This is a genomic window from Streptomyces sp. NPDC029956 (assembly GCF_055574655.1).
This window is the reverse complement of the sequence record NZ_JBVHZJ010000005.1, coordinates 196309-215755: the sequence shown is the minus strand read 5'-3', so window position 1 is coordinate 215755 and position 19447 is coordinate 196309. Positions and strand designations below refer to the sequence as shown.

Here is a 19447-nt window from a genome sequence, read left to right as displayed (position 1 = left end):
TTCCGCACGGAGGAGGCCGTGGGACTCGAGGCCCTTCACCGGGTCCCTGCCCGTGTCGGCTCCGGATGGACACCTGGTCACGCACGGCTCGGGGGCCGCGCGCGTCCGGCCGTACCGCAGCACCGTCGGCGGCGCCCCTTCGGATGCCTGCGCGACGCTGATCGACCCGACGGAGAACGCCCTGGACACACGGCTCGGCCACCAGCCGCGCCCCCATGTGAAGGGCTGACCTCCTCACCGTGGAACAGCTGACGGAGCAGGACCCCACACACATCGGCCCCTACCGTCTGACAGCCCGCCTCGGCGAGGGCGGAATGGGCCTGGTCTACCTGGGCCGGTCCGATCTCGGCCGTACGGTCGCGGTGAAGGTCGTACAGGCCGACCACGCCCAGCACCCCGAATTCCGCAGGCGGTTCACTCGCGAGGTCGCCGCGGCCAGGCGGGTGGGCGGCAACTGGACGGCCGCCGTCCTGGACGCAGACACCGAGGCGGCCGTGCCCTGGGTGGCGACCCAGTACATTCCCGGCCCCGACTTGGCCACCGTGGTCGGCAGGGTGTTCGGCCCGCTGCCCGAGTATTCGGTGCACACCCTCGCCAACCGACTCGCGCTCGCTCTGCAGACGGTCCACGAGGCGGGCCTGATCCATCGCGACCTGAAGCCCTCGAACGTCCTGGTGACCGTCGACGGCCCTCGGGTCATCGACTTCGGGATCGCCCGAGCACTCGACAGCATCGGCGGGGACAGTCTGCTCACCCGCACCGGCATGCTGATCGGCTCCCCCGGCTTCATGTCTCCGGAGCAGGTCCGGGGCCACGAACTCACCCCGGCGAACGACATCTTCTGTCTGGGCGCGGTGCTCGTCTACGCCGCCACCGGACGCCTTCTGTTCGGTGCCACGGACACCGGCCTCAACGCGCATCTGTTCCGGATCGCCGAAGAGGAGGCGGACCTCACCGGCGTACCCGATTCCCTCGCCTCTCTCGTACGCGCATGTCTGGACAAGGACCCGGCGAAGCGGCCCACGCCCGCGCAGGTGATCGAGCGCACAGCCACGGACCGGGCCGAGGAGTGGCTGCCCGGGTCGGTGCTGGCCCATCTGGGGCGCCGGGCAGCGGAGTTGCTGGACTTCACTCCGCAGGTACGGGCCGCGCAACCGGACCCACGGGCCCAGGTCGCCGCCTCGGCCGCTCAGCCCCAGCCGACCTCGTACCCCCTGCCGCCGGCTGCACCCCCGGCTCCGTACGTGCCGAACCCGTACGATCCGACGGCCCCGGCGAACTCCGGGCCGGCGGCGGGATTCGGACCACCGGCGACGCCGCTGCCCGGCGCCCGGACCGCACCCGCGGCCTTCGGTCCGGCGGACGATGGCGGGAGGCCTCGTACCAGGCGCTGGTGGGGCCTCGCCATGGGCATGGTCGCGCAACTGGTCGTGATGTTCGACGTGTCGGCGACCACGCCCCGGCTGCTGCTCGACATCGGCGCCGACCTGGGCATCGGCCACACTGCCGAGCAATGGCTGTACATCGGCTACGCGCTGGCCTTCGGTGCGCTGCTCCTCGTCGGCGGGCACCTCGCGGACCTCATCGGCCGCAAACCGACGCTGCTCATCGGCCTGACCGGTTTCGCGGTGAGCACCGCGATCGGCGCGGCGTCCCCCGGGCCCGCGGTCCTGGTCGGAAGCCAGGTCTTCAAGGGCGTCTTCGCCGCCCTGATCACCCCGGCCTCCCTCGGCCTGGTCGCCACCCTGTTCACCGAGCCCAGGGCACGCAGGAGGGCCCTCGGGATCTACGCGGTGATCGGCCTCGGCGGTTCCGCGCTGACCATGTTCCTCGCAGTGCCGCTCACCTATGCACTGTCCTGGCGCCTGTCCATGTACGTCACCGTCCTGCTGGCCGTCATCGCCCTCATCGGCACTGCCGCCCTGGTCCGTGACCGGTCCGGCCGCCGCACTCCGGCCGAGTTCGACACGCTCGGCGCGCTGTTGAGCGCATGCGGCATCGCCGCCTTCGTCTTCGGACTCGCGGAGTCCGGGGCCGTCGGATGGGGAGCTCCCGTCCCGACCCTGGTTCTCGCGTGCGGCATCCTCCTGATCACCGTGTTCGCCCGTCGGCAGTCGAAGGCCCGGAGCGCGATCCTGCCGACCTACCCGGCCAGGACCCGCGACAGTCTCGGCGCGTCGCTCACGTTGTTCATGATCGGGCTTGCTCTTTCGACCGTGGCCGCGCCCCTCGACGCTCTCCTGAACGCCAACGTCGGACCGGTGCCCACGGTTGCGGTCTTCGTGCTGATGACCGCCTCGTTCCTCGTCGGTTCCCTGCTGATCTCCGCCAGGCTGCTGCCTCGTGTCGGGCCGCGCGCGCTGTTGGTGCCGGGGCTGGTCGTCGCGGCGGTCGGGCCGCTCGTTCAGGTGGCCATGGGCGGCTCCGTCGCCAGCGCCTACCCCACCGTGGTCTGCCTCGGGCTCGGTGTCGGCACGGCGGGCACGGTGCTCTACTCGACCGTCATGGAGGGCGTCGCAGCGCATGACTCCGGTGGACGGGCCGGTCTCGTCCTGGTGAACCAGCACGTGGGCGCCGAGCTCGGTTTCGCGGTCCTCGCCGGAGCGGCCGGGCACAGAGCCGGGCTCCTCTTTCTGCACGACGACCCCCTGCTCCAGTACCTGGAGGCCGGGGCCCTGCTGGTTGCGGCGCTGCTCGGAGGTCTGATGGTCAGGGCCAGGTCCGCGGCGGGCGACGCGGACAACGCGTCGGCGCCGTACTCGGCGGGCCGGTCCGCCCCCACCCGCACGGCACCGGACCCCAGGGGAGCGAACGGTCTGCTGCTCGTGAGAAACGGCCGCGTCACACGCGTACCGACGGAGTTTCGCGGGTTCGAACTGGTCCAGGAGATCAGCCGCAGACTCCGGAACGAGAACGTCACGATGACCAGGCTCGGCACGGACCTGACCCTCTGGCATGTCGTCGGCTCCGGGACGGTCAATCCGGTCGCGAGTCGTCTCACGGCCGAGCACGGCTTGGAGCCGGTCACCGGGGCCGCGATCGTGGCCGGACCCATGATCGGCCACATCCCGTTCCCGCTGGGCAGCGAGGCGGCCGAGGGCCTCGCGCTCCGTCTGGAGCAGTAGCCGGCGGGTGACCGGCCGCTTGAAGGCCGCAGAACACGTCGAGTCGCTCCTGGCCCCCTCCCCCGTACATCCCCCTAGGAGACACTGCCACCATGCCCGCCGCACTCCGTCGCCCCACCGCCACCCTGGCCTGCGTGGCCGTCACACTCTCCGCCACCGCCTGCGGTCCGCTCGTGGGAGACCTGACCAGACCCGAGATTCTCGGCAGGGCGATCACGGCGACGGAGTCGGCGAAGTCCGTGACCGTTCACACCGACACACACTCGCTGGGTACGCCGATGAAGGGCCACGTCTCCCGTGACAGCCAGGGGAACTGCACCGCCAGGATGTCCTACGGAACGGCGGGCACAGCCGAACTGATCAAGATCGACGACCGCGACGTGCACCTGCGCCGCGACGAGGCGCTCCTGCGCCTGCAGGAGCGCCACCGGAGCCCGAAGGACCTGGAGGCCCTGATCGGCGTCCTGGAGGGCCGCTGGACGAAGCCGCCCCTCGACGGCCCCGACGCACCGGACGAACTGGCGCTCTGCGGCGAGAAGGGAGCCCTCACCGGGCTGGAGAACGGCTGGGACGACGACTCCGCGAAGGGCGAGGCGACCACCGTCGACGGGCAGAAGGCGCTCAGGCTCGCGAAGCCGGTCGGCAGCGACGGCGAGACGACCACCGTCTACATCGCCGCCGAGGGACCTCCGTACCTCCTGAAGATCGTCACCGCGGGCGGCGAGGTACCGGGGACGACCACCTTCTCGCACTACAACAGGCCCGTCGAGGCAAAGGCCCCGCCGGCCGAGGACGTCGTACTCTCCGACTGATCATCAGGAGGCTTGCCGGGCACGTGCGTTGGGTTCGGCGTCGGCCTCGCACTCGCGCGATGCCGCAGGGGCCCTTCTTCACCCGTCATGAGAAAAACCCTTGGCCACCACCTGCGCGCACCACTAGCGTCGGGCTCTCATCCGCACCGTCACCGGGGAACCCATGCGCACCCGTATCACGCAGCCGGCGGCCTCCGCCGTCACAGCTGTCATCGCCCTTCTCCTCGCCTCAGGGTGTGCCACGGAACAGGAGCCGACGCCCGCCGCCGGAACGCCGTCCGCCACCTCGCCCTCCGTTACTTCATCGGCTGCCACCTCGTCGGCCGGGCCCGCCGGCGCCCCCCTGACCACGGCCCAGCTCAAGACCCTCACCTTCAAGGCCGGAGAGGTACCGCAAGCCCACGAGCCCGCCGCCGTACGGGAACCGTTGCCGAGGGGTAGCGGGCGTACCTTCCCGCCCATATCCCAGCCCTCCTGCCAGCCGCTCATCGACGTACGTTCGGGCGAGGGGGCATTCGCCCACATCTTCCAGATCTTCAGCTGGAAGAAGAACACCATGGGTGGCAGCTCGACACTCGCCTCGTACGAGGACGGCGATGCCGAGCAGCGTTTCGCGGCACTCGAGCGGGCCCTCGCCACCTGCCGGTCGTACGCGGGCGAAGGGTACGTCGGGAAGTTCGAGGTGACGGTGAAGACGGAGGCACCGCCTCAGGTCGGCGACGAGGCAGTCGCCTTCCGGGAGATCATCCCGGGGCCGGAGCAACGCCAGGATCGCAACGAGCAGTTCATCGTGGTTCGCACGGGGGACACCATCGTCACGTTCTCCGAGCTCGGCTTCGGCGCAGGCCTGTCGTTCCCCACCGAGCTGGTCGACCGCCAGGTGGAACGGCTGCGGAACGCTCAGCGCCCCTGATCACCAGGGAGCGACCGGCCTGCGCCTCCGTGGCCGCCGGCCGTTCGCCTGTCCGCCTGTTCGCCCGTTCGCGGGCACTCCGTCGGCGGCGGGAGGTGCGTGGCGCCGTCCTGTCGCGCTGCTGCGCGCAGTGCCGCGACGACGGCCGTGGTCGTCGGGTCGGCCGCCTCGGTGTGACGCGTCGCGGCGAACAGGAGGCGCAGGATCGGGTGGTCCTCGATGTGCGCGGTGCGGATTCCGGGCGTGACCGGGTCGAGGGCCGTCCGGGGGACGAGCGCGGTGGCGAGGCCGGCCCGTGCGAGGGCCAGCTGGGCGGCGATGTCGGCGGTGACATAGCGCATCGCGGGTGTGAAGCCGGCCTGGTGGCAGGCGTGCAGGATGGCCTGTCCGCAGTCCGTGGTCGCCGGTGGCACGACGAGGTCGTGCGTGGCCAGTTCGCGCAGGGCGAGGGGACGCTCGACGGATCCGTCGTCGGCCGTGACGACGAGCAGCGGATCGTCGAGCAGCGGCGAGACCTCGACGCCCCGGGATGCGGTCTCCGGCAGGTGGTGGTAGCGCTGCCCCAGCACCACGTCGACGGTGCCGAGCGCGAGTTCCCGCAGTTGCGCCTGGTCGGTGACGAGGCAGGTCACGGCGAGCTGCGGATGGTCCGATCCCAGTGCGGTCAGCGCGGGGGCCACGATCCTGGCGACGGTCGACGGCAACGCCGCGAGCGTGGCGGTGACGCCGACCGCGCCCTTGACCGCCGCGACGGCGCACTCGGCCTCCTCCATCGCTGCGAGGATCCGGTCCGCGTGTTCGAGCAGGACGCGGCCCGCCTCCGTGAGCGCGACGGTGCGCCCGTCGGGGCGCAGGAGATCGATCCCCACGTCCTGCCTCAGTGCGGCCAGCTGCTGGGACACGGCACCGGCGGACAGCGCCAGCGACTGGGCGGCCGCGGTGATGGAGCCGCGGGCGGCGACGGTCCTGAGCATGTGCAGACGGCGGATATCCAACATGAATCGATAGATTAGCTAAAGGGTTCCATCAGAAAACATCCCCTTGACCTGTCGAGTCGAGGTGAGCGACCTTCAGCGCATGGAAATCTTCGACTGCATCTCCGCGGTGGCCCGGCCCCTCCACGATTTCGGTGACGAGTTCATGTCCGACGACGCGACCGCCGCGATCGGCCTGCGCGCCGGGTTCGCCCCGGGGCGCGGCTTCTACTGCCGCGGACGGTTCGGAGTGCTCGGCGAGGCGCCGGCCGCGGTGGTCCAGGCGGTACAGGGTTTCCTGGGCCCTGATCTGGTCACCGACGGCTGGCGGGCCGGTCGGCCCGTGATGCCGCCGGAGGAGGCCGTCGCCTGCTATGCACGGGCCGTCCGGACGTGGGGGCGCACCCACATCTCAGCCGACGTCGACGTGGAGCGCTTCAACCGCCTGGCGCAGCGGCTGATCGACGCCGCCGACGCCGACGCACTGCCGCTGTTCGCCGGCTGGCGCGCGCAGCCCTGCCCCGGCGACGACCCCGTCGGGGCGGCGATGCAGCGCGTACACGTGCTGCGGGAACACCGAGGCGCCTGCCATCTGGCGGCGGTCCGCCTGTGCGGGCTGAGCGCCCAGGAGGCCATGGTCGTCAACCTCGGCGTCGAGCAAGCAGCGCGTTACGGCTGGCAGGAGCCGCGTCCCGTTGCCGCAGCCCGGATCCCCCGGTGGCAGCGCGCCGAGCGACTCACGGACGAGCTGCAGGCGCCGCTCTACGCCACGCTGACCGACCGGCAACGTACCGAACTCGTCGAGCACATCCAGGCGTTGACCGGCTCCCTGAGCTCATGACCGGACGTGGTGCACACCACCAGGTCGCGGTGTGTGCCCAGCGCCCCGGGTCGCGGCATCATGGGGGCGTGCTGATCACTCATGAGGGTCGTTCGCCGACCGTCCACCCCACGGCCTACGTCGCTCCGACCGCCACGCTGTGCGGAGACGTGCGCGTGGGGGCCGGGTGTCGGGTGCTGTTCGGTGCCGTGCTCACCGCAGAGGGTGGGCCGGTGGAGCTGGGCGAGGACTGCATCGTGATGGAGAACGCGGTCCTGCGTGGTACCCGGCGGGATCCGCTGGTACTGGGACGGCAGGTCCTGGTGGGCCCCGCCTCCTACCTGACCGGCTGTCGGGTCGAGGACGAGGTGTTTCTGGCCACCGGCAGCCGCGTCTTCAACGGGGCCGTGATCGGGATCCGCTCCGAGGTGCGGATCAACGGCATCGTGCATCTGCGCACCGTGCTGCCCGCCGACTCGACGGTGCCGATCGGCTGGGTCGCCGTCGGCGACCCGGTGCGCATCCTTCCGCCGGAGGACCACGACGGGATCTGGGCGGTGCAGAAGGAACTGGACTTCCCCGGCTACGTCTTCGGCCTTGACCGCCCAGCCGACGGCGAGAGCCTGATGCCGGCCATCGCCGACCGCTTCGGCCGCAGCCTCGGCCGCCACCGCGACGACCGACAGATCTGAGCCCCGCCGGAGACTCGTCCCGCCCTCCGCCCGTGGATCGGACTCAGCTGCTGTCTCCGGGCTGCGACGTCCCCTGGGGCCCATGCGGCTTCTCCTGGAGCCCATCCGGCTTCCCTCGGTGCCCATCGGCGGAGAGGCCGCCCTCGTGCACCGCAGAGGCGTCGGTCGCCGCGCCACAGGCACGCGCCCTGTTGCGGAGCGGGACGCCGTTGGCGCGCAGCACGTCCCGGACGTCCAGGATGAGGGGGAAGACTTCGTGGTTGCGGTCCTCCCCCTGTTCCTCCCACGCCCGCTGCTCCGCCTCGACGGCCATGCGGTCCTGGGCGAAGACGCGCTCGGTGAAACGTCTGATGAGAGGCCACGCCAGGTGAAGCGCACCAGGGATGCGGGGCTTCTCGATCATGAGCAGGCCGAACACACGGCAACTGCGCTGCTCGGCGTCCTCGGGTACGTACGCGACCCAGAGGGAGAAGGACGGACGCTCGGCGTGCTCCGGCACCAGGTCGAGGGTTTGATACGGGTACCCGGTCCGGATGGTCATGACGTCGCGGGAGTCGCCGCCGACGCCCTCGGCCGCCAGGAGACTGGCGCCGGCGTTCCGTTTCCCACCGGTGTGAGTGAACAGGTACCTGGCCTCCACCGACTGCGGACCGGTCCGGTAGCCGAGCAGCTCGGGATGGAGCCTGCCGACGACGCCCCGGTGCAGGTACTGGTGGTTCATGTCGAGCAGGTTCTCGTGCATGAACGAGTAGTGACAGCGCACGGTCCGTGAGAACGCCATGGTCCTGTACCGCGGCGACCCGTGGGCGGGTACCTCCGGCAACGGCGTGCGCGCCGCCTTCTCCGTATCCCCGGGGAAGACGAACACCAGGCCGTACGCCTCACGAACGGGATAGGCGCGTACGCCTCGTGGCGGCCTGCGGTCGCCCTTCGACAGATACGGAATCTGCGAGATGCGGCCGTCACCGCGGTACGCCCACGCGTGATAGCGGCAGCGGAGTACCTCGCCTTCCACGACGCCCATGCTCAACGGCACCTGCCGATGCGCGCATCGGTCCTCGAGCGCATGGACGGCACCGCTCTGCGCACGGTAGAGCGCTATGCGGTCCCCGGCGAACGTGGTGGCCAGCACCCGTCCGCGCCGCACGCTCCCGGAGCGCGCGACCGGATACCAGTGATCCGGATGCGCCCCCACGCGCCGAAGGTCGGCCTTGCCTGGGACCTTGCCTGAGAGCGGATCGGGGTCCTTCAGGGGTCGGCCGCTCGCGGCCTTGTCCGAGTCGGTCTCCGCCATGGCTCTCCCTCACAGATGAGACGCTTCCCCTTCCATCCTGGCCCGCCCCCGCTGCTCCCGCCCTGTCGAAGCGCCCCGGTGGACGAGTGGAACCCGGGTCGCGCGTCAGACCAGCCGGAATGCCGGGCAGGTCGACGAGGCAGGAGTCCAGGGGGCTGCTCCCTTCGCCAGGTGGCCTGATCTGAGCGGTGACAGTCGCTAGGGGTACCGTCCTCCGTGCGGCGCCCGGATCGAGAACCCGCGCGCCGCGACAGGGAGGGAACGAATTGCGTACACCACTGCTCCGACGCCTGGCCGCCGCGGCCACCGCGCTGGGGCTCACCTCGCTCGCGCTGGCCGCTGCGCCCGCGCAGGCCGCGGTGAGCGACTGTCCGTCGGGCTACTTCTGCGCCTGGCCGGACGACCGCGCCACCGGCCCGATGTTCAAGACGAACACGAGCAGGGCGACGCTGGGCACCTGGGACAACAGACTCGTCAAGGTCGTCAACCGGACGTCCCTGATCGCCTGCCTCTACGACGACCCGAACTACGGACGCTCGCAGGGCTACACCACCATCGAGCCCGACCCCATCGCCACGAACTTCAGCCGGGACAGCGGCTACAGCTCGGTGAAGCTCGTCCGCACCGTGCGGGAGTGCGAGACCAGGCCCTACCCCGGCTGGTACGCGGCGACCGCGCCGAAGCTGTCCGGGTTCGGCGACCTGAACGCTGACCGACGGTCGGACATCCTCGTCAGGGACACGGTCGGCCGGCTGTGGTTCCTGCCCGGCGACGACACCGGCCGCCTGGTCGGCAGCGGCGGCTGGAACGGCTTCGACGCCCTCACCCGGCACGGCGACTTCAGCCGTGACGGCCGGGAGGACGTGGTCGCCCGCGAGAAGTCCACCGGCAGGCTCTGGCTGTACCCCGGCACGGGGACCGGTGCCCTCGGCGCACGCAAGCTGCTGGGCAACGGCGGCTGGAACGCGATGAGCCGGATCGCCGCGTTCGGGGACCTGTCCGGTGACGGCCGGACGGACCTGCTGGCGGTGGAGAGGTCCACGGGCAGGCTGTGGCTGTACCCGGGCACCACCGCGGGCGGTCTCGGCGGGCGGAAGCTGCTGGGCAGCGGCGGCTGGAACGGGATGAACGCCCTGGTGGGCGCCGGCGACATGAACGGCGACGGCCGGGCCGACCTCTACGCCCGCGAGGCCGCCACCGGCAAGCTCTGGCTCTACCCGGGCCGGGCCGGTTCTCTCGGCGCACGCACGCTGGTCGGCAGCGGCGGCTGGAACGCCATGGAGTCGATCCTCGGTGTCGGCGACTGGTCGGCCGACGGCCGGCCCGACCTTCTCGCGTCGAACGGCGACTGGCTCTCCCAGTACCGGGGAACCGGTACGGGCGGCCTGCGACTCGCCGACGAGATCGCCGGCGGCTGGTGGAGCCTGAACGGCGCCTTCTGACCCATGACGAGGGCCTTCGCCTCCGGGTGACGGCCCTCTCATGGCAGGCGTCCGGTCGACCCGCGGCAGCCTGCGGAGGCCACGCCGCATGGCGAACACCTCAAGATCACGCCCGGCCGCGCCGAGGCGCCGGAGCCGTTCGAGCTCTCCCGCATCGTGCTGCCCGCGGCCGGTGACCTGCTCGCGTTCGACGCGTGGGCACCCCGCCGCACCTTCCGCAACGCCGACCGGGACGGGCTGTCCGGCGCGGCGACCGCGCCGGCCTTCGCTCTCGACCGCACCAAGCGCTCCTTCGCGGTGCTGGTCGCCCTCTGCGAACCCCGCCTGCGCGGCGAACCGCACGCCGTCCGTGGGGCCGGTGTTCGGCGCCGGGATCGGGCGAAGCCGGACGCCGGGGAATCGGTGTCCGGCTTCGCCGTCGTAGCGCTGTGGTCAGCGGGGAACGCCCTTGGTCAGTTCGCGTTCACGAGGTCGTGGGCGGGGACGGTCACGGTCCGCCGGCCGGGGGTGCCTCCGAGGACGACCTTGCGCAGGGCGCTGTTGTTGTCGAGGTTGGTCTCCTTCAGCCGCTTGGCCGGGTTGGCGAGAACCTGGATGTAGTAGGTGCCGTTGGGCAGGTCCGTGATGTCGAAGGACTGGCCCGGCAGGTCCTGGGTGTAGGTGTCACCGGAGCCGACGTCCAGCACCTCGCGGACGGAGATGGAGTTCTCCTGGCCGCAGGCGGTGGACAGGTCGGTGTTGTTCGGGTGCCAGTTGGCGTTCTTCACCGTGTAGTCGACGGCGTCGGTGTTGGCGAGGCAGAAGGCCTCCTTGCCGCTGCGGACCGCTTCCTTCTTGTCGGCCTTCAGCAGCCGGTAGCTGGCGAAGTCGGTGAAGTGCCAGTGCACGTGGCCGGGGCGCGGGTCCCACTCCATGGTGCCGGTGGGGGTGTAGCCGACCTGCTTGCCCTGAGCGTCGTAGAAGTACTGGAAGGCGTCCATCTTGGCCTTGCCGGGCGAGCGGAAGCCGTCCACGACGAGCTGGGCCGGGCCGGCGTTCCAGACGTTCGCGCTGAACGCGAGGTAGTCCTTGCCGGGGACGTCCTGGAAGCCGCCGTCGCTGATGGTGATGCCGTAGGCCGGCAGGGACCGCAGGTCGGGCTTGGGAACGTTCGGCACGGACGGGGTCCCGGTCGGGCGCGCGGCCCGCGGGGCGAGGGCGGGAGCCTTGCGCGAGCCGTCGGTCTGCCCGGGGGTGTCACCGGCGGCCTGGACACCGGCGCGAGCGGCCTGCTGCACCTTCACTGCCCACGGCACTGCCGGGGGCGCGGCCTTCAGCGGCCCGTGGCCCACGTTGTACGAGGGGCCGGCGCCGCTCGTCTGCGGTGCGCCGGCCTGGGCGGGCGTCGGGGCGTGTCCCGCTCCGTGCCCGGCGTGGGCGGAGGGGTCCTGGTGCGCGGAGCCGTGTCCGGCGTGCTCCCCGGCGGCCGACCTGCCGTTCTCCCAACTGCGTTCCTCGACGGTGACCTTCACCGTGGCGGGCTTGTCGGCGATGCCGAAGAGGTCCCGGTACTTCTTGGCGATCCTCACCTTGGCCGTGTACGTGCCGACGGCGAGTTTCACGGGCGCGGTGTACGAACCGGCGTAGGTGTTGGCGGCCCACCCCTTCTCGACGCCCCACACGGAGCCGAGCGTGAAGGCGTTGGTGGGGCAGCTCTCCGGATACTTCGACGTGGCGGGCGCGTCGGGCCGGATCCGTCCGCTGGCGTTGTTCGGACAGAAGCTCTCCGCGCGGCTGACGACCACCTTGCCGTCCTTGTCCGTGACGGTGATCTCGGCGAAGCCCGGCAGCCCGGAGAAGTCCTTCACCGTCCCCAGGGGAAGCGACTTCGCCTTGCTCCTGCCGCCCTCGAACACGGTCTGGGTGACCGTCACCGGGTCCTTGTAGGACTTCCGGGTCACCTTGAGCTCCAGCGGCCGCCCCTCGGCGGTGAGGTAGGTACCCAGGTCCAGGTAGACGCCCGGCTCCTCCTTCCACGAGGTGAGCGTGACCGAGCCGGTCGCCGCGACGAGGCTCAGCTTCGGCCCCGTCGCGGCCGTCGCCTGCTCCGGCGCGGCGGTCATGAAACCGACCGTCACTGCCATGGCGGCGACAGCCGTGGTCCCCGCGAGCAGCGGCCGCCGTAGCCGGTTGGTGCGCGTGGTACTCATCGTTCTCTCGTCCTCCGGACGCTGTGAGGAAGCCAATCGACCGCGGCCCGACGGGAGGTCTGCCCTTGGGCTCACGCGATGCGGGGCGCTCGGTGCACCCGCGCTATGAGAGGAAGGCAGCGGACGTCGGGTTGTCCGGAGAACCGAAACATCATGATGTTGGCCGGAAGACGCTCCCGCACCGAAAGCCGGGCACGACCACCGAAACGGCACCTCACCATGGAAAAGGGGATCCGGTGCGGGAAACGCCGAGAAAGTCTCCGGTGGCCCGAAAACACCAGGCGCCGATCCATCCGCCGGATCCGTGACGGCGGTCGGGTCATGGACGACCTGCTCTCCGAACGCGCGAACGCGCAGCAGATGAACGGCCGTCATGTTCACCGCACCGCGGCCTGCCGGCGCGCGTGCTCACCGAACTGCGGCCTGCTGACATGCGTGTTCACCGAACTGCGGCCTGCTGACATGCGTGTTCACCGCACCGCGGCCTGCTGACATGCGTGCCCACCGCACCGCGGCCTGCTGACATGTGTGCCCACCGCACCGCGGCCTGCTCACGTGCGTGCCCACCACACCGCGGCCTGCTCACGTGCGTGCCCACCACACCGCGGCCTGCTCACGTGCGTGCAGTTCGAGGGTGATCCCTCGCTGCCCCCTGCTGCCCGGCGGGGCAGGAGGTCGGGCCGGTGTCGGGCCCTGCGCTTCTGCAGGCGGCCGTGGCCCGCGCGCCCGCCTGACCCGCCCGCCCCCGCCTGGCCTCACCGCCCCCGCCTGGCCTCACTACTCGGCGATCTCCGTCCGTTCCCACCACTCGTACACCCGAAGCGTTCCCTCCGCGGTGTCCTCTCGGCGTGCGGTCTCCTTGAAGTGCTCGTATCCGCCGCGATGCGGGATCTTCAGGTCCTGGCCGGGAGTCTCCACCGGGACGATCCGCTCGGGGAGGTCGTCCGGACCGCCCTCCAGAAGTGCCTTGTGTGCCATGGCACCAGTCTCATCAGCTTCCGCACGCGCCGCATCCGGGACTGGCCCGCCGGGCTGACTCCGCCGACGGAGTCGGCCGAGCGCGGCGACGCCCGGCATCGACGACGAGGACGGTCCGCCCGATACCGGTCGCATGCCGTCGGCGAACCGTTTCCATACCTGCCGGTCCTAGCGTCCGGGCACAGCCGTCGTGGCTGCCCGCTACCACCCTGCGAGGAGATTCCGTGCTCGAAGGCTTCGGTGAAGCGCTCGCGGACCGGGAGTACTACCTGCCGCTGACCAGCGTGGCCGACCCCGGGCCGCGCTTCGCTCCCGGCGAGGTGCCGCCGGGCCTGCACGGCGCCGCCCAGGGCATCTGGACGGCCTGGGGCGCTCCGCGGAGCGGATGCGCCGAGCAGGGCTGGAAGATCCACGTGTCGGCGCGGCTGGACCGGGCGCAGCACGTGCTCGACACGGTCGCCGCGATCTGCTTCTCCGAAGGCGTGCCGTTCAAGCATCTGAGCGCCCGGCTCTTCTTCCTGTTCCTCCATCACAAACACGCCGGGCGGGCCCAGGCGGGGAAGTTCTGCGCCGTCTATCCGCCGGACACGGCGACCGCCCGCCGGCTGCTGGAACGCCTGCACGCCGCGCTCCACGGGGAGGAGGGACCGTACGTCCTCACCGACCGGCGCTTTCGCGACTCGCGGACGGTCCACTACCGCTACGGCTCCTTCGGTACCCGCAGCCGGCTGCGCGCCGACGGGACCCGCGAGGCGCTGGTCCTCGACGGCTCCGGCCGCGAGGTGGTGGACCTGCGGCTGCCCGCCTTCCACCTGCCCGCGGGGATCGTCGACCCCTTCGTCGAGCAGGAGGAGAAGCCGCACGAGGGCCCGATCCTGATCCGCGACTACGAGGTGACCCGCGCGGTGCGCCTGGGCAACGCCGGCGGTACGTACCAGGCCCGGGACCGGCGGACCGGCCGCACCGTCTTCCTGAAGGAGGCCCGCGCCCACAACGGCCTGGTCTTCGACGGGACCGACGCGCAACAGCGGCTGCGGCACGAGTACGGCGTGCTGCGCGAATTGCACGCTGCCGCCCCAGGCGTGGGCCCGGAGCCGCTGGACCACTTCACGGAGTGGGAGCACGACTTCCTCGTCACCGAGTACATCGCCGGGCAGCCGCTGGTGGGCTGGCTGAGCCGGTCCTCCCCACTGGCCCGCGCCGACCGGACGGCCGAGTCCGTCGCCGTGTACTACGAGGTGTGCCGACGCCTGCTCGCCGCGCTGGACGCCTCGCTGAAGCGGCTGCACGCCGCCGGCTACCGGTTCGGTGACCTGAGCCCGGGCAATGTCATGGTGACGCCGTCGGGCGGGGTCCGGCTGGTGGACTTCGAGGCGGCCTCGGCCCTGTCCGCGGCACCCTCCGGGATGGGCACCCCGGGGTTCACGCCGCCGCCCGGCCTGCTCCGGGCCGATTCCGATCCGCTGTTGCAGGACCGGTACGGCATGTCAGCCGTCGCGTTCGCCTTCCTGGCGCCGTTCAACGAGATCGCCGAACGCGCGCCCGCGAACCTCGCACTGCTGCGCCGCGACCTGGCGGACCTGGAGCCGCCGCAGGACCTGTGGCGGCGGGCCACCGCCTTCCATCCGGCGGAGGGGCGGGCGCGGGACCAGGGCGGTCCCGACCGCCTGCCGCCCTCCCCCGCCGAGCTGGACGCCGATCCGCGCGGCTGCCTCACCCGGCTGGCGGAGGAGGTGGCCGCGGGGCTGCTGGAGACGGCCGACGCCGAACGGCCGGAGTGGGCCTTCCCGCCGTCGCCGGAGGCGTTCCGGACCAACAACGTGTGCCTGGCGCACGGCACGGCCGGGGTGGTGCACGCCCTGCACCGTGCCGGGGCCGCGGTGCCGGAGGAGATCCGCGCGCGGCTGCGCCGCGACACGTTCGCGCAGCGCGACGCGCTGCCCCCCGGACTGCTCGTCGGCTCGGCGGGCATCGCCCGCGTACTGGCCGGCCTCGGTCTGCTGGACGAGGCCGTCGACCTGCTCGGGGACGCCGACGCCCATGCGCTCACCGCCTCCTGCGGCACGCTGGCCGGCGGGCGGGCGGGGGTCGGCCTGGGCTGGCTCGCCCTGCACCGGCTGACCGGGGAGAGCGGGCACCTGGAGCGGGCCGCCGCGGCCGGGGAGCGCCTGCTGCGCACCCCCGACCTGGCGGCCACGCTCGGCGAGCACGACGCCCGCGGCCTGCTGCACGGCCGCTCGGGGCTCGCCCTCTTCCTCCACCGTCTGGCCCGCGACACCGGCGAGGCCCGCTTCCTGGAGGCGGGCCGCGTGCTCCTCCACGAGGAGCTGGACCGGACGTTTCCGCTGGACGACGGCGCCCTGTCGGTCTCCGACGACACGCGGCTCACCCGCGCCATGCCGTACCTGGCCACGGGCGCGGCGGGCGTCGCGGCGGTGCTCACCCGCTACGTGGCCACCGCGCCGGACGAACGGTGCGCCGCGGCGCTGCCGAGGCTGGTGGCCGGCATCCGGGTCTCCCGCGCGACGAAGGAGGCGGGCCTGTACCGGGGGCTGGCCGGACTGGTCTGGTTCCTGACCGGGCACGCCGAGCTCACCGGCACGGACTCCGCCCGCGGGGACGCCGTGCGCGCCGCGACCGGGCTGCTGAAGTACGCCGTCCCGTACCGGCGCGGCGTCCGCTTCCTCGGAGCGGGTTCGCAGCGGTTCACCGCCGATCTGTCCAGTGGTGGGGCCGGGGTCCTGCTGGCCGTCCACCGTCTGCTGGCCGGACCGCTCCTGACGGAGCCCCACCCCGCGCGTCCCCGGATTCCCGTAGCCACCTGACGGCACCGGGCGGGCGTCCCATGAACGCCTGGGCGCGGCGGCGAGCAGCTCCGTGCCGAGGTACGCAGTCACCGACCGACACGACCCCGAGAAGAACGTGGAGAGCAGCCATGAGTCAGATCCTCGCGCTCCAGGCCCTGGACACCGAGCCGGAGGCCTGTTCCCTTCCCCCCTGCTTCAGCGTCGCCTGGAGCATCAGCGACATCTTCCCCGAGCCGATGTAGCCGGCCGACGCCCGTGGAGGGCGGGGACCGGTGGTCCTGCCACCGGTCCCGGCCCGGGTCGTCCACCGGATCCGGACCCGTCACGGGTCGGCTGAGCGGCTCGTCCGGCACGGGGTCGCTCCCGCGGGCCCCGCGCCCGCTGCCGTACTACGGTCGGATCCCGTCGCAGGCGATCCGCAGGTGGCGCGGCCCGCGCAGTACGGCGTTCCGGCGGTACTCGGGCGGGTCGTCCAGCAGTGCGTCATGGCAGGTCCTTGTGGCCGTGCGGGTCAGTGCGCGGGGGTGAACGTCATCCGGCGGTCGGCCGGTGAGTATCCGCTGAGGGTCACGGTGGGGCCGTGGCTGGGGACCGAGGGATCGGGGAAGTCCGCGTCCAGCGGCCGTTGTCCGTCCGCGTGCCGGTCGACGGTGGCGAACTGCGGCGGGAACGGCGCGGTGCGCTCGATGAGTTCCTGGTAGAAGGGCAGCCACCGGCCCTGGTCGAAGGAGACGGCGCCGATCACGCGCCCCTGGTACCCGTAGACACCGACGAACCGGCGACTGTCCAGCGAGCCCTGAGTGATCAGGATCTCCGTCCCCAGCGACGGCACGCCGACCGACTTCACGTTGACGCCGAACTGGGAGGACCAGAAGGCCGGTACGTCCATGTGCGGCAGTCGGTCCACGCTCTCGCTGAGCATGTTGTGCGCCGCGATCCCGGCCTGGGCCACGGCGTTGCCCCAGTGCTCGAGCGAGAGGAACTGGTAGCCGAACAGGGGGTGGGGGCAGCGGGCGACGTCACCCGCCGCGTAGATGTCGTCGGTGACGATGCCGCGGATGTCGAAGGCGCGGCAGCCGGCGTCGCAGGCGATGCCGCGGGGCCCGGCGCCGAGCCCGGATCCGTACAGCCACTCGGTGTTGCGGAGGGCGCCGAGCGAGACGACCACCACGTCGGTCTCCACGGTGGAGCCGTCCGACAGATGCGCGGCGCGCACCCGTCCCGAGGCGTCGCCCTCCAGGGCGGTCACCATGACCCCGCACCGCAGGTCCACGCCGTGTGCGCGCTGGAGGTCGGCCGCCACCGCGGCGACCACCCCGCCGAGTGCGCCGACCAGGGGTGCGGCGCCTCGTTCGGCGACGGTGACGGCGAGGCCGCGTTCGCGGCAGGCGGAGGCGACCTCCGAGCCGGCGAACCCTCCCCCGATGACGAGGACCCGCCGGGGTCCCTCGTCGAGCCGCCGGGCGAGCGCTGCGCCGTCGTCGCGGGTCCGCAGCACGAAGACGCCGTCGAGTTCCGCCTCCTCCTCGCGCGGCCACGGCCGCGCCCGGACGCCGGTGGCGATCAGCAGCCGGTCGTACGGCACCTCGTCGCCGTCGGCCAGCCGCACTCTCCTCGCGGCCATGTCCAGGCCGGTGGCGGGGACGCCGAGCCGCCAGGTCGCGTCGACGGACCGGAGCCGGGGCAGCGCGGTGCGGTCGGCGCGCGCCCTGCCCAGCAGGACCCCCTTGGACAGCGGGGCCGGTCGTACGGTGCGCAGGCCTCGTCGCCGATCATCGTCAGCGACCCCGCGAAGCCTTTGGCGCGCAAGGTCTCGGCAGCCCGCAGGCCTGCCAGCGAGGCGCCGACGACGACGACGCGGCCCTCTCGCTTGAGCTGCTCCAAGGCTCCGTCACCGAGCACCGGGCACCGCCTCGGCCGGCTCGTCCACGGCATCGACGAGGATGGCCTGCACGGGGCAGGCCGCGGCGGCCTGGGCCAGCTTCTCGCGCAGTGCGTCGTCGGCGTCCGGGTCGTACAGCAGCGCCTCGTCGCCGTGCATGGTGAAGATCTCGGGCGCGAGGAACGCGCACTGCGCGTACCCCTGGCAGCGGTTCAGATCGACGGCAATGCTCACCACGGGATCGGTCCTCTCCGACGGCCCGGTCGGGACGGGCGCCCGCGCCCACTCTCGTCGGCCGGGAGGGCCGCAGCGACGGGAGCGGACCGATCGAGTGAGCGGTGCGGCCGCGCGGCCTGAGCGCCGGCCGGGATGTCGGTCCGCCCGGTCGGGTCGGACGCGGTTCCGTCCCGTCATCCCGGCCCGGAGGGGTCCAGGGTGAGGATCAGGAGGGTGACGTCGTCCTGGATCTTGGGGGCGAAGCGAACCAGGTCGGCCCAGATCTCGTCGGGCAGCTCGTCCAGGCCGACACCGGCCGTACGGGCCAGACGCTCGGCGAAGGGATAGAAGGCGCCGGAGGCGTCCCGTGCCTCCAGGACACCGTCCGACGCCAGGAGCAGCCGGTCCCCGGGCAGCAGCGACACCGTCGCGGCGGTTCCCGGCATGACGTCGGCGAGGCCCAGTCCCAGGGGCGGTCCGGGATCGAGTTCCAGGGTGCTCACGGCTCCGCCGCGCAGCAGGACCGGCGGCGGGTGGCCGCAGGCCAGGACACGGACCTGCCGCCCGTGCGGCGCGAAGTCCAGGAGGACGGCCGTGGCGAAGAGTTCCGCGTGCTCCGTCCGTGCCGAGTCGACCACGAGCCTGCGGTCCAGCCGCCCCGCGATCGACTCCGCGTCCGCGTCGTCCAGTACGGCCTCGTGGAACGCCCCCATGACGGAGGCGACCGTCGCGATGGCAGACAGACCGTGCCCCTGTACGTCGCCGAGGACCGCCCGTACCCCGTAGGGGCCGGGGCGGACGTCGAAGAAGTCGCCTCCCACCAGCGTCCCGCGCTCGGCGGCCCGGTACAGGCTCGCGCAGCGCAGGGGCCCGACCCGCCGCCGTACGTCCGGGACGATGGCCCGCTGGGCCGTCTCGGCGACGGTGCGTTCCAGGTCGAGCTGCTCGTCCCGGCGCCCGCGGACGAAGGAGACGAAGACGCTCAGGGTCGCGACGAAGCCGAGGGTGAAGAGGTCGGTGTTGCCGGGCCGGTTCAGATGGAAGAAGGGGATGGTCAGCAGCCCGATCGTCGCGGCGCCGAGGAACGCCGTGGCCAACGGTCCGTAGGTCAGGACGGCGAGCGGAGGCACCGCGCCGAGCAGGAAGCCGAGGTCCACCGGGACGGATTCGGTGAGGGAGGCCGCTCCGACCCCGACGAGCAGCAGCACGGGCAGGACCCGCACCCAGCGGGGCGGCGGGGCCCCGCGCAACCAGCTCTGCCGGTACGCGGCGGTCGACGCCTTCCTTGGCTTCACCACACCAC

At 72.2% G+C, this 19447-nt stretch carries 15 protein-coding genes and 2 pseudogenes; 10 read left to right on the top strand and 7 right to left on the bottom strand.

Features of this window, described 5'->3' with window-relative positions; all coding sequences use genetic code 11:
• Positions 1-52: 52 nt before the first annotated feature.
• From ACZ4XX_RS06095 to ACZ4XX_RS06080, 4 genes are all read left to right on the top strand, one after another.
• Entirely contained in the window at positions 53-229 is a 177-nt protein-coding gene (locus tag ACZ4XX_RS06095) for a hypothetical protein (protein ID WP_468506752.1), read from the top strand.
• A 10-nt stretch (positions 230-239) separates the two neighbouring features.
• Complete coding sequence (locus ACZ4XX_RS06090; RefSeq protein ID WP_468506751.1) at positions 240-3125, top strand: MDR family MFS transporter; 2886 nt, start codon at positions 240-242, stop codon at positions 3123-3125.
• A 92-nt stretch (positions 3126-3217) separates the two neighbouring features.
• Positions 3218-3937: a hypothetical protein gene (locus tag ACZ4XX_RS06085; RefSeq protein WP_468506750.1), complete on the top strand. Its 720-nt coding sequence runs from the start codon at positions 3218-3220 to the stop codon at positions 3935-3937.
• A 163-nt stretch (positions 3938-4100) separates the two neighbouring features.
• Entirely contained in the window at positions 4101-4850 is a 750-nt protein-coding gene (locus ACZ4XX_RS06080) for a hypothetical protein (RefSeq protein ID WP_468506749.1), read from the top strand.
• Here the strand turns inward: ACZ4XX_RS06080 and ACZ4XX_RS06075 are convergent.
• Positions 4838-5848, bottom strand: coding sequence for a LysR substrate-binding domain-containing protein (locus tag ACZ4XX_RS06075; RefSeq protein ID WP_468506748.1), 1011 nt, complete (start codon positions 5846-5848; stop codon positions 4838-4840). The genes ACZ4XX_RS06080 and ACZ4XX_RS06075 overlap by 13 nt on opposite strands.
• Positions 5849-5927: 79 nt before the next feature.
• On the opposite strand from ACZ4XX_RS06075, the gene ACZ4XX_RS06070 reads away from it, so the two are divergent.
• Both ACZ4XX_RS06070 and ACZ4XX_RS06065 read left to right on the top strand, forming a co-directional pair.
• On the top strand, positions 5928-6665 hold the full coding sequence (locus ACZ4XX_RS06070) for an SCO6745 family protein (RefSeq protein ID WP_468506747.1): 738 nt from the start codon (positions 5928-5930) through the stop codon (positions 6663-6665).
• A gap of 68 nt (positions 6666-6733) precedes the next feature.
• Complete coding sequence (locus ACZ4XX_RS06065) at positions 6734-7336, top strand: gamma carbonic anhydrase family protein (RefSeq protein WP_468506746.1); 603 nt, start codon at positions 6734-6736, stop codon at positions 7334-7336.
• 43 nt (positions 7337-7379) lie between these two features.
• On the opposite strand, the gene ACZ4XX_RS06060 is transcribed toward ACZ4XX_RS06065, so the two are convergent.
• Complete coding sequence (locus ACZ4XX_RS06060; RefSeq protein WP_468506745.1) at positions 7380-8630, bottom strand: Rieske 2Fe-2S domain-containing protein; 1251 nt, start codon at positions 8628-8630, stop codon at positions 7380-7382.
• Positions 8631-8896: 266 nt separating this feature from the next.
• Here ACZ4XX_RS06060 and ACZ4XX_RS06055 point away from each other — a divergent pair, with 266 nt between their 5' ends.
• Positions 8897-10072: an FG-GAP-like repeat-containing protein gene (locus tag ACZ4XX_RS06055; protein ID WP_468506744.1), complete on the top strand. Its 1176-nt coding sequence runs from the start codon at positions 8897-8899 to the stop codon at positions 10070-10072.
• Between the two features lie 90 nt (positions 10073-10162).
• Positions 10163-10459, top strand: a pseudogene (locus ACZ4XX_RS06050) (FHA domain-containing protein); the annotation flags it as partial.
• A gap of 65 nt (positions 10460-10524) precedes the next feature.
• Here the strand turns inward: ACZ4XX_RS06050 and ACZ4XX_RS06045 are convergent.
• Positions 10525-12261, bottom strand: a complete 1737-nt coding sequence (locus ACZ4XX_RS06045) for a lysyl oxidase family protein (protein ID WP_468506743.1) — start codon at positions 12259-12261, stop codon at positions 10525-10527.
• Between the two features lie 321 nt (positions 12262-12582).
• Between ACZ4XX_RS06045 and ACZ4XX_RS06040 the strand changes: the two genes are divergently transcribed.
• Complete coding sequence (locus ACZ4XX_RS06040) at positions 12583-12753, top strand: hypothetical protein (protein WP_468506742.1); 171 nt, start codon at positions 12583-12585, stop codon at positions 12751-12753.
• Positions 12754-13038: 285 nt separating this feature from the next.
• Here ACZ4XX_RS06040 and ACZ4XX_RS06035 read toward each other — a convergent pair whose 3' ends face one another.
• Positions 13039-13239, bottom strand: coding sequence for a DUF5988 family protein (locus ACZ4XX_RS06035; RefSeq protein WP_468506741.1), 201 nt, complete (start codon positions 13237-13239; stop codon positions 13039-13041).
• Between the two features lie 224 nt (positions 13240-13463).
• Here ACZ4XX_RS06035 and lanKC point away from each other — a divergent pair, with 224 nt between their 5' ends.
• On the top strand, positions 13464-16064 hold the full coding sequence (gene lanKC / locus ACZ4XX_RS06030) for a class III lanthionine synthetase LanKC (RefSeq protein WP_468506740.1): 2601 nt from the start codon (positions 13464-13466) through the stop codon (positions 16062-16064).
• A gap of 493 nt (positions 16065-16557) precedes the next feature.
• Here lanKC and ACZ4XX_RS06025 read toward each other — a convergent pair.
• The 3 genes and pseudogenes from ACZ4XX_RS06025 to ACZ4XX_RS06015 all read right to left on the bottom strand — a co-directional run bounded on the left by ACZ4XX_RS06025 (position 16558) and on the right by ACZ4XX_RS06015 (position 19442).
• A pseudogene (locus tag ACZ4XX_RS06025) lies at positions 16558-17981 on the bottom strand (NAD(P)/FAD-dependent oxidoreductase).
• Complete coding sequence (locus tag ACZ4XX_RS06020) at positions 17938-18162, bottom strand: ferredoxin (protein ID WP_468506783.1); 225 nt, start codon at positions 18160-18162, stop codon at positions 17938-17940. The pseudogene ACZ4XX_RS06025 and the gene ACZ4XX_RS06020 overlap by 44 nt, the downstream one beginning before the upstream one ends.
• A 176-nt stretch (positions 18163-18338) precedes the next feature.
• Positions 18339-19442, bottom strand: coding sequence for a PP2C family protein-serine/threonine phosphatase (locus ACZ4XX_RS06015; protein ID WP_468506739.1), 1104 nt, complete (start codon positions 19440-19442; stop codon positions 18339-18341).
• Positions 19443-19447: the final 5 nt, after the last annotated feature.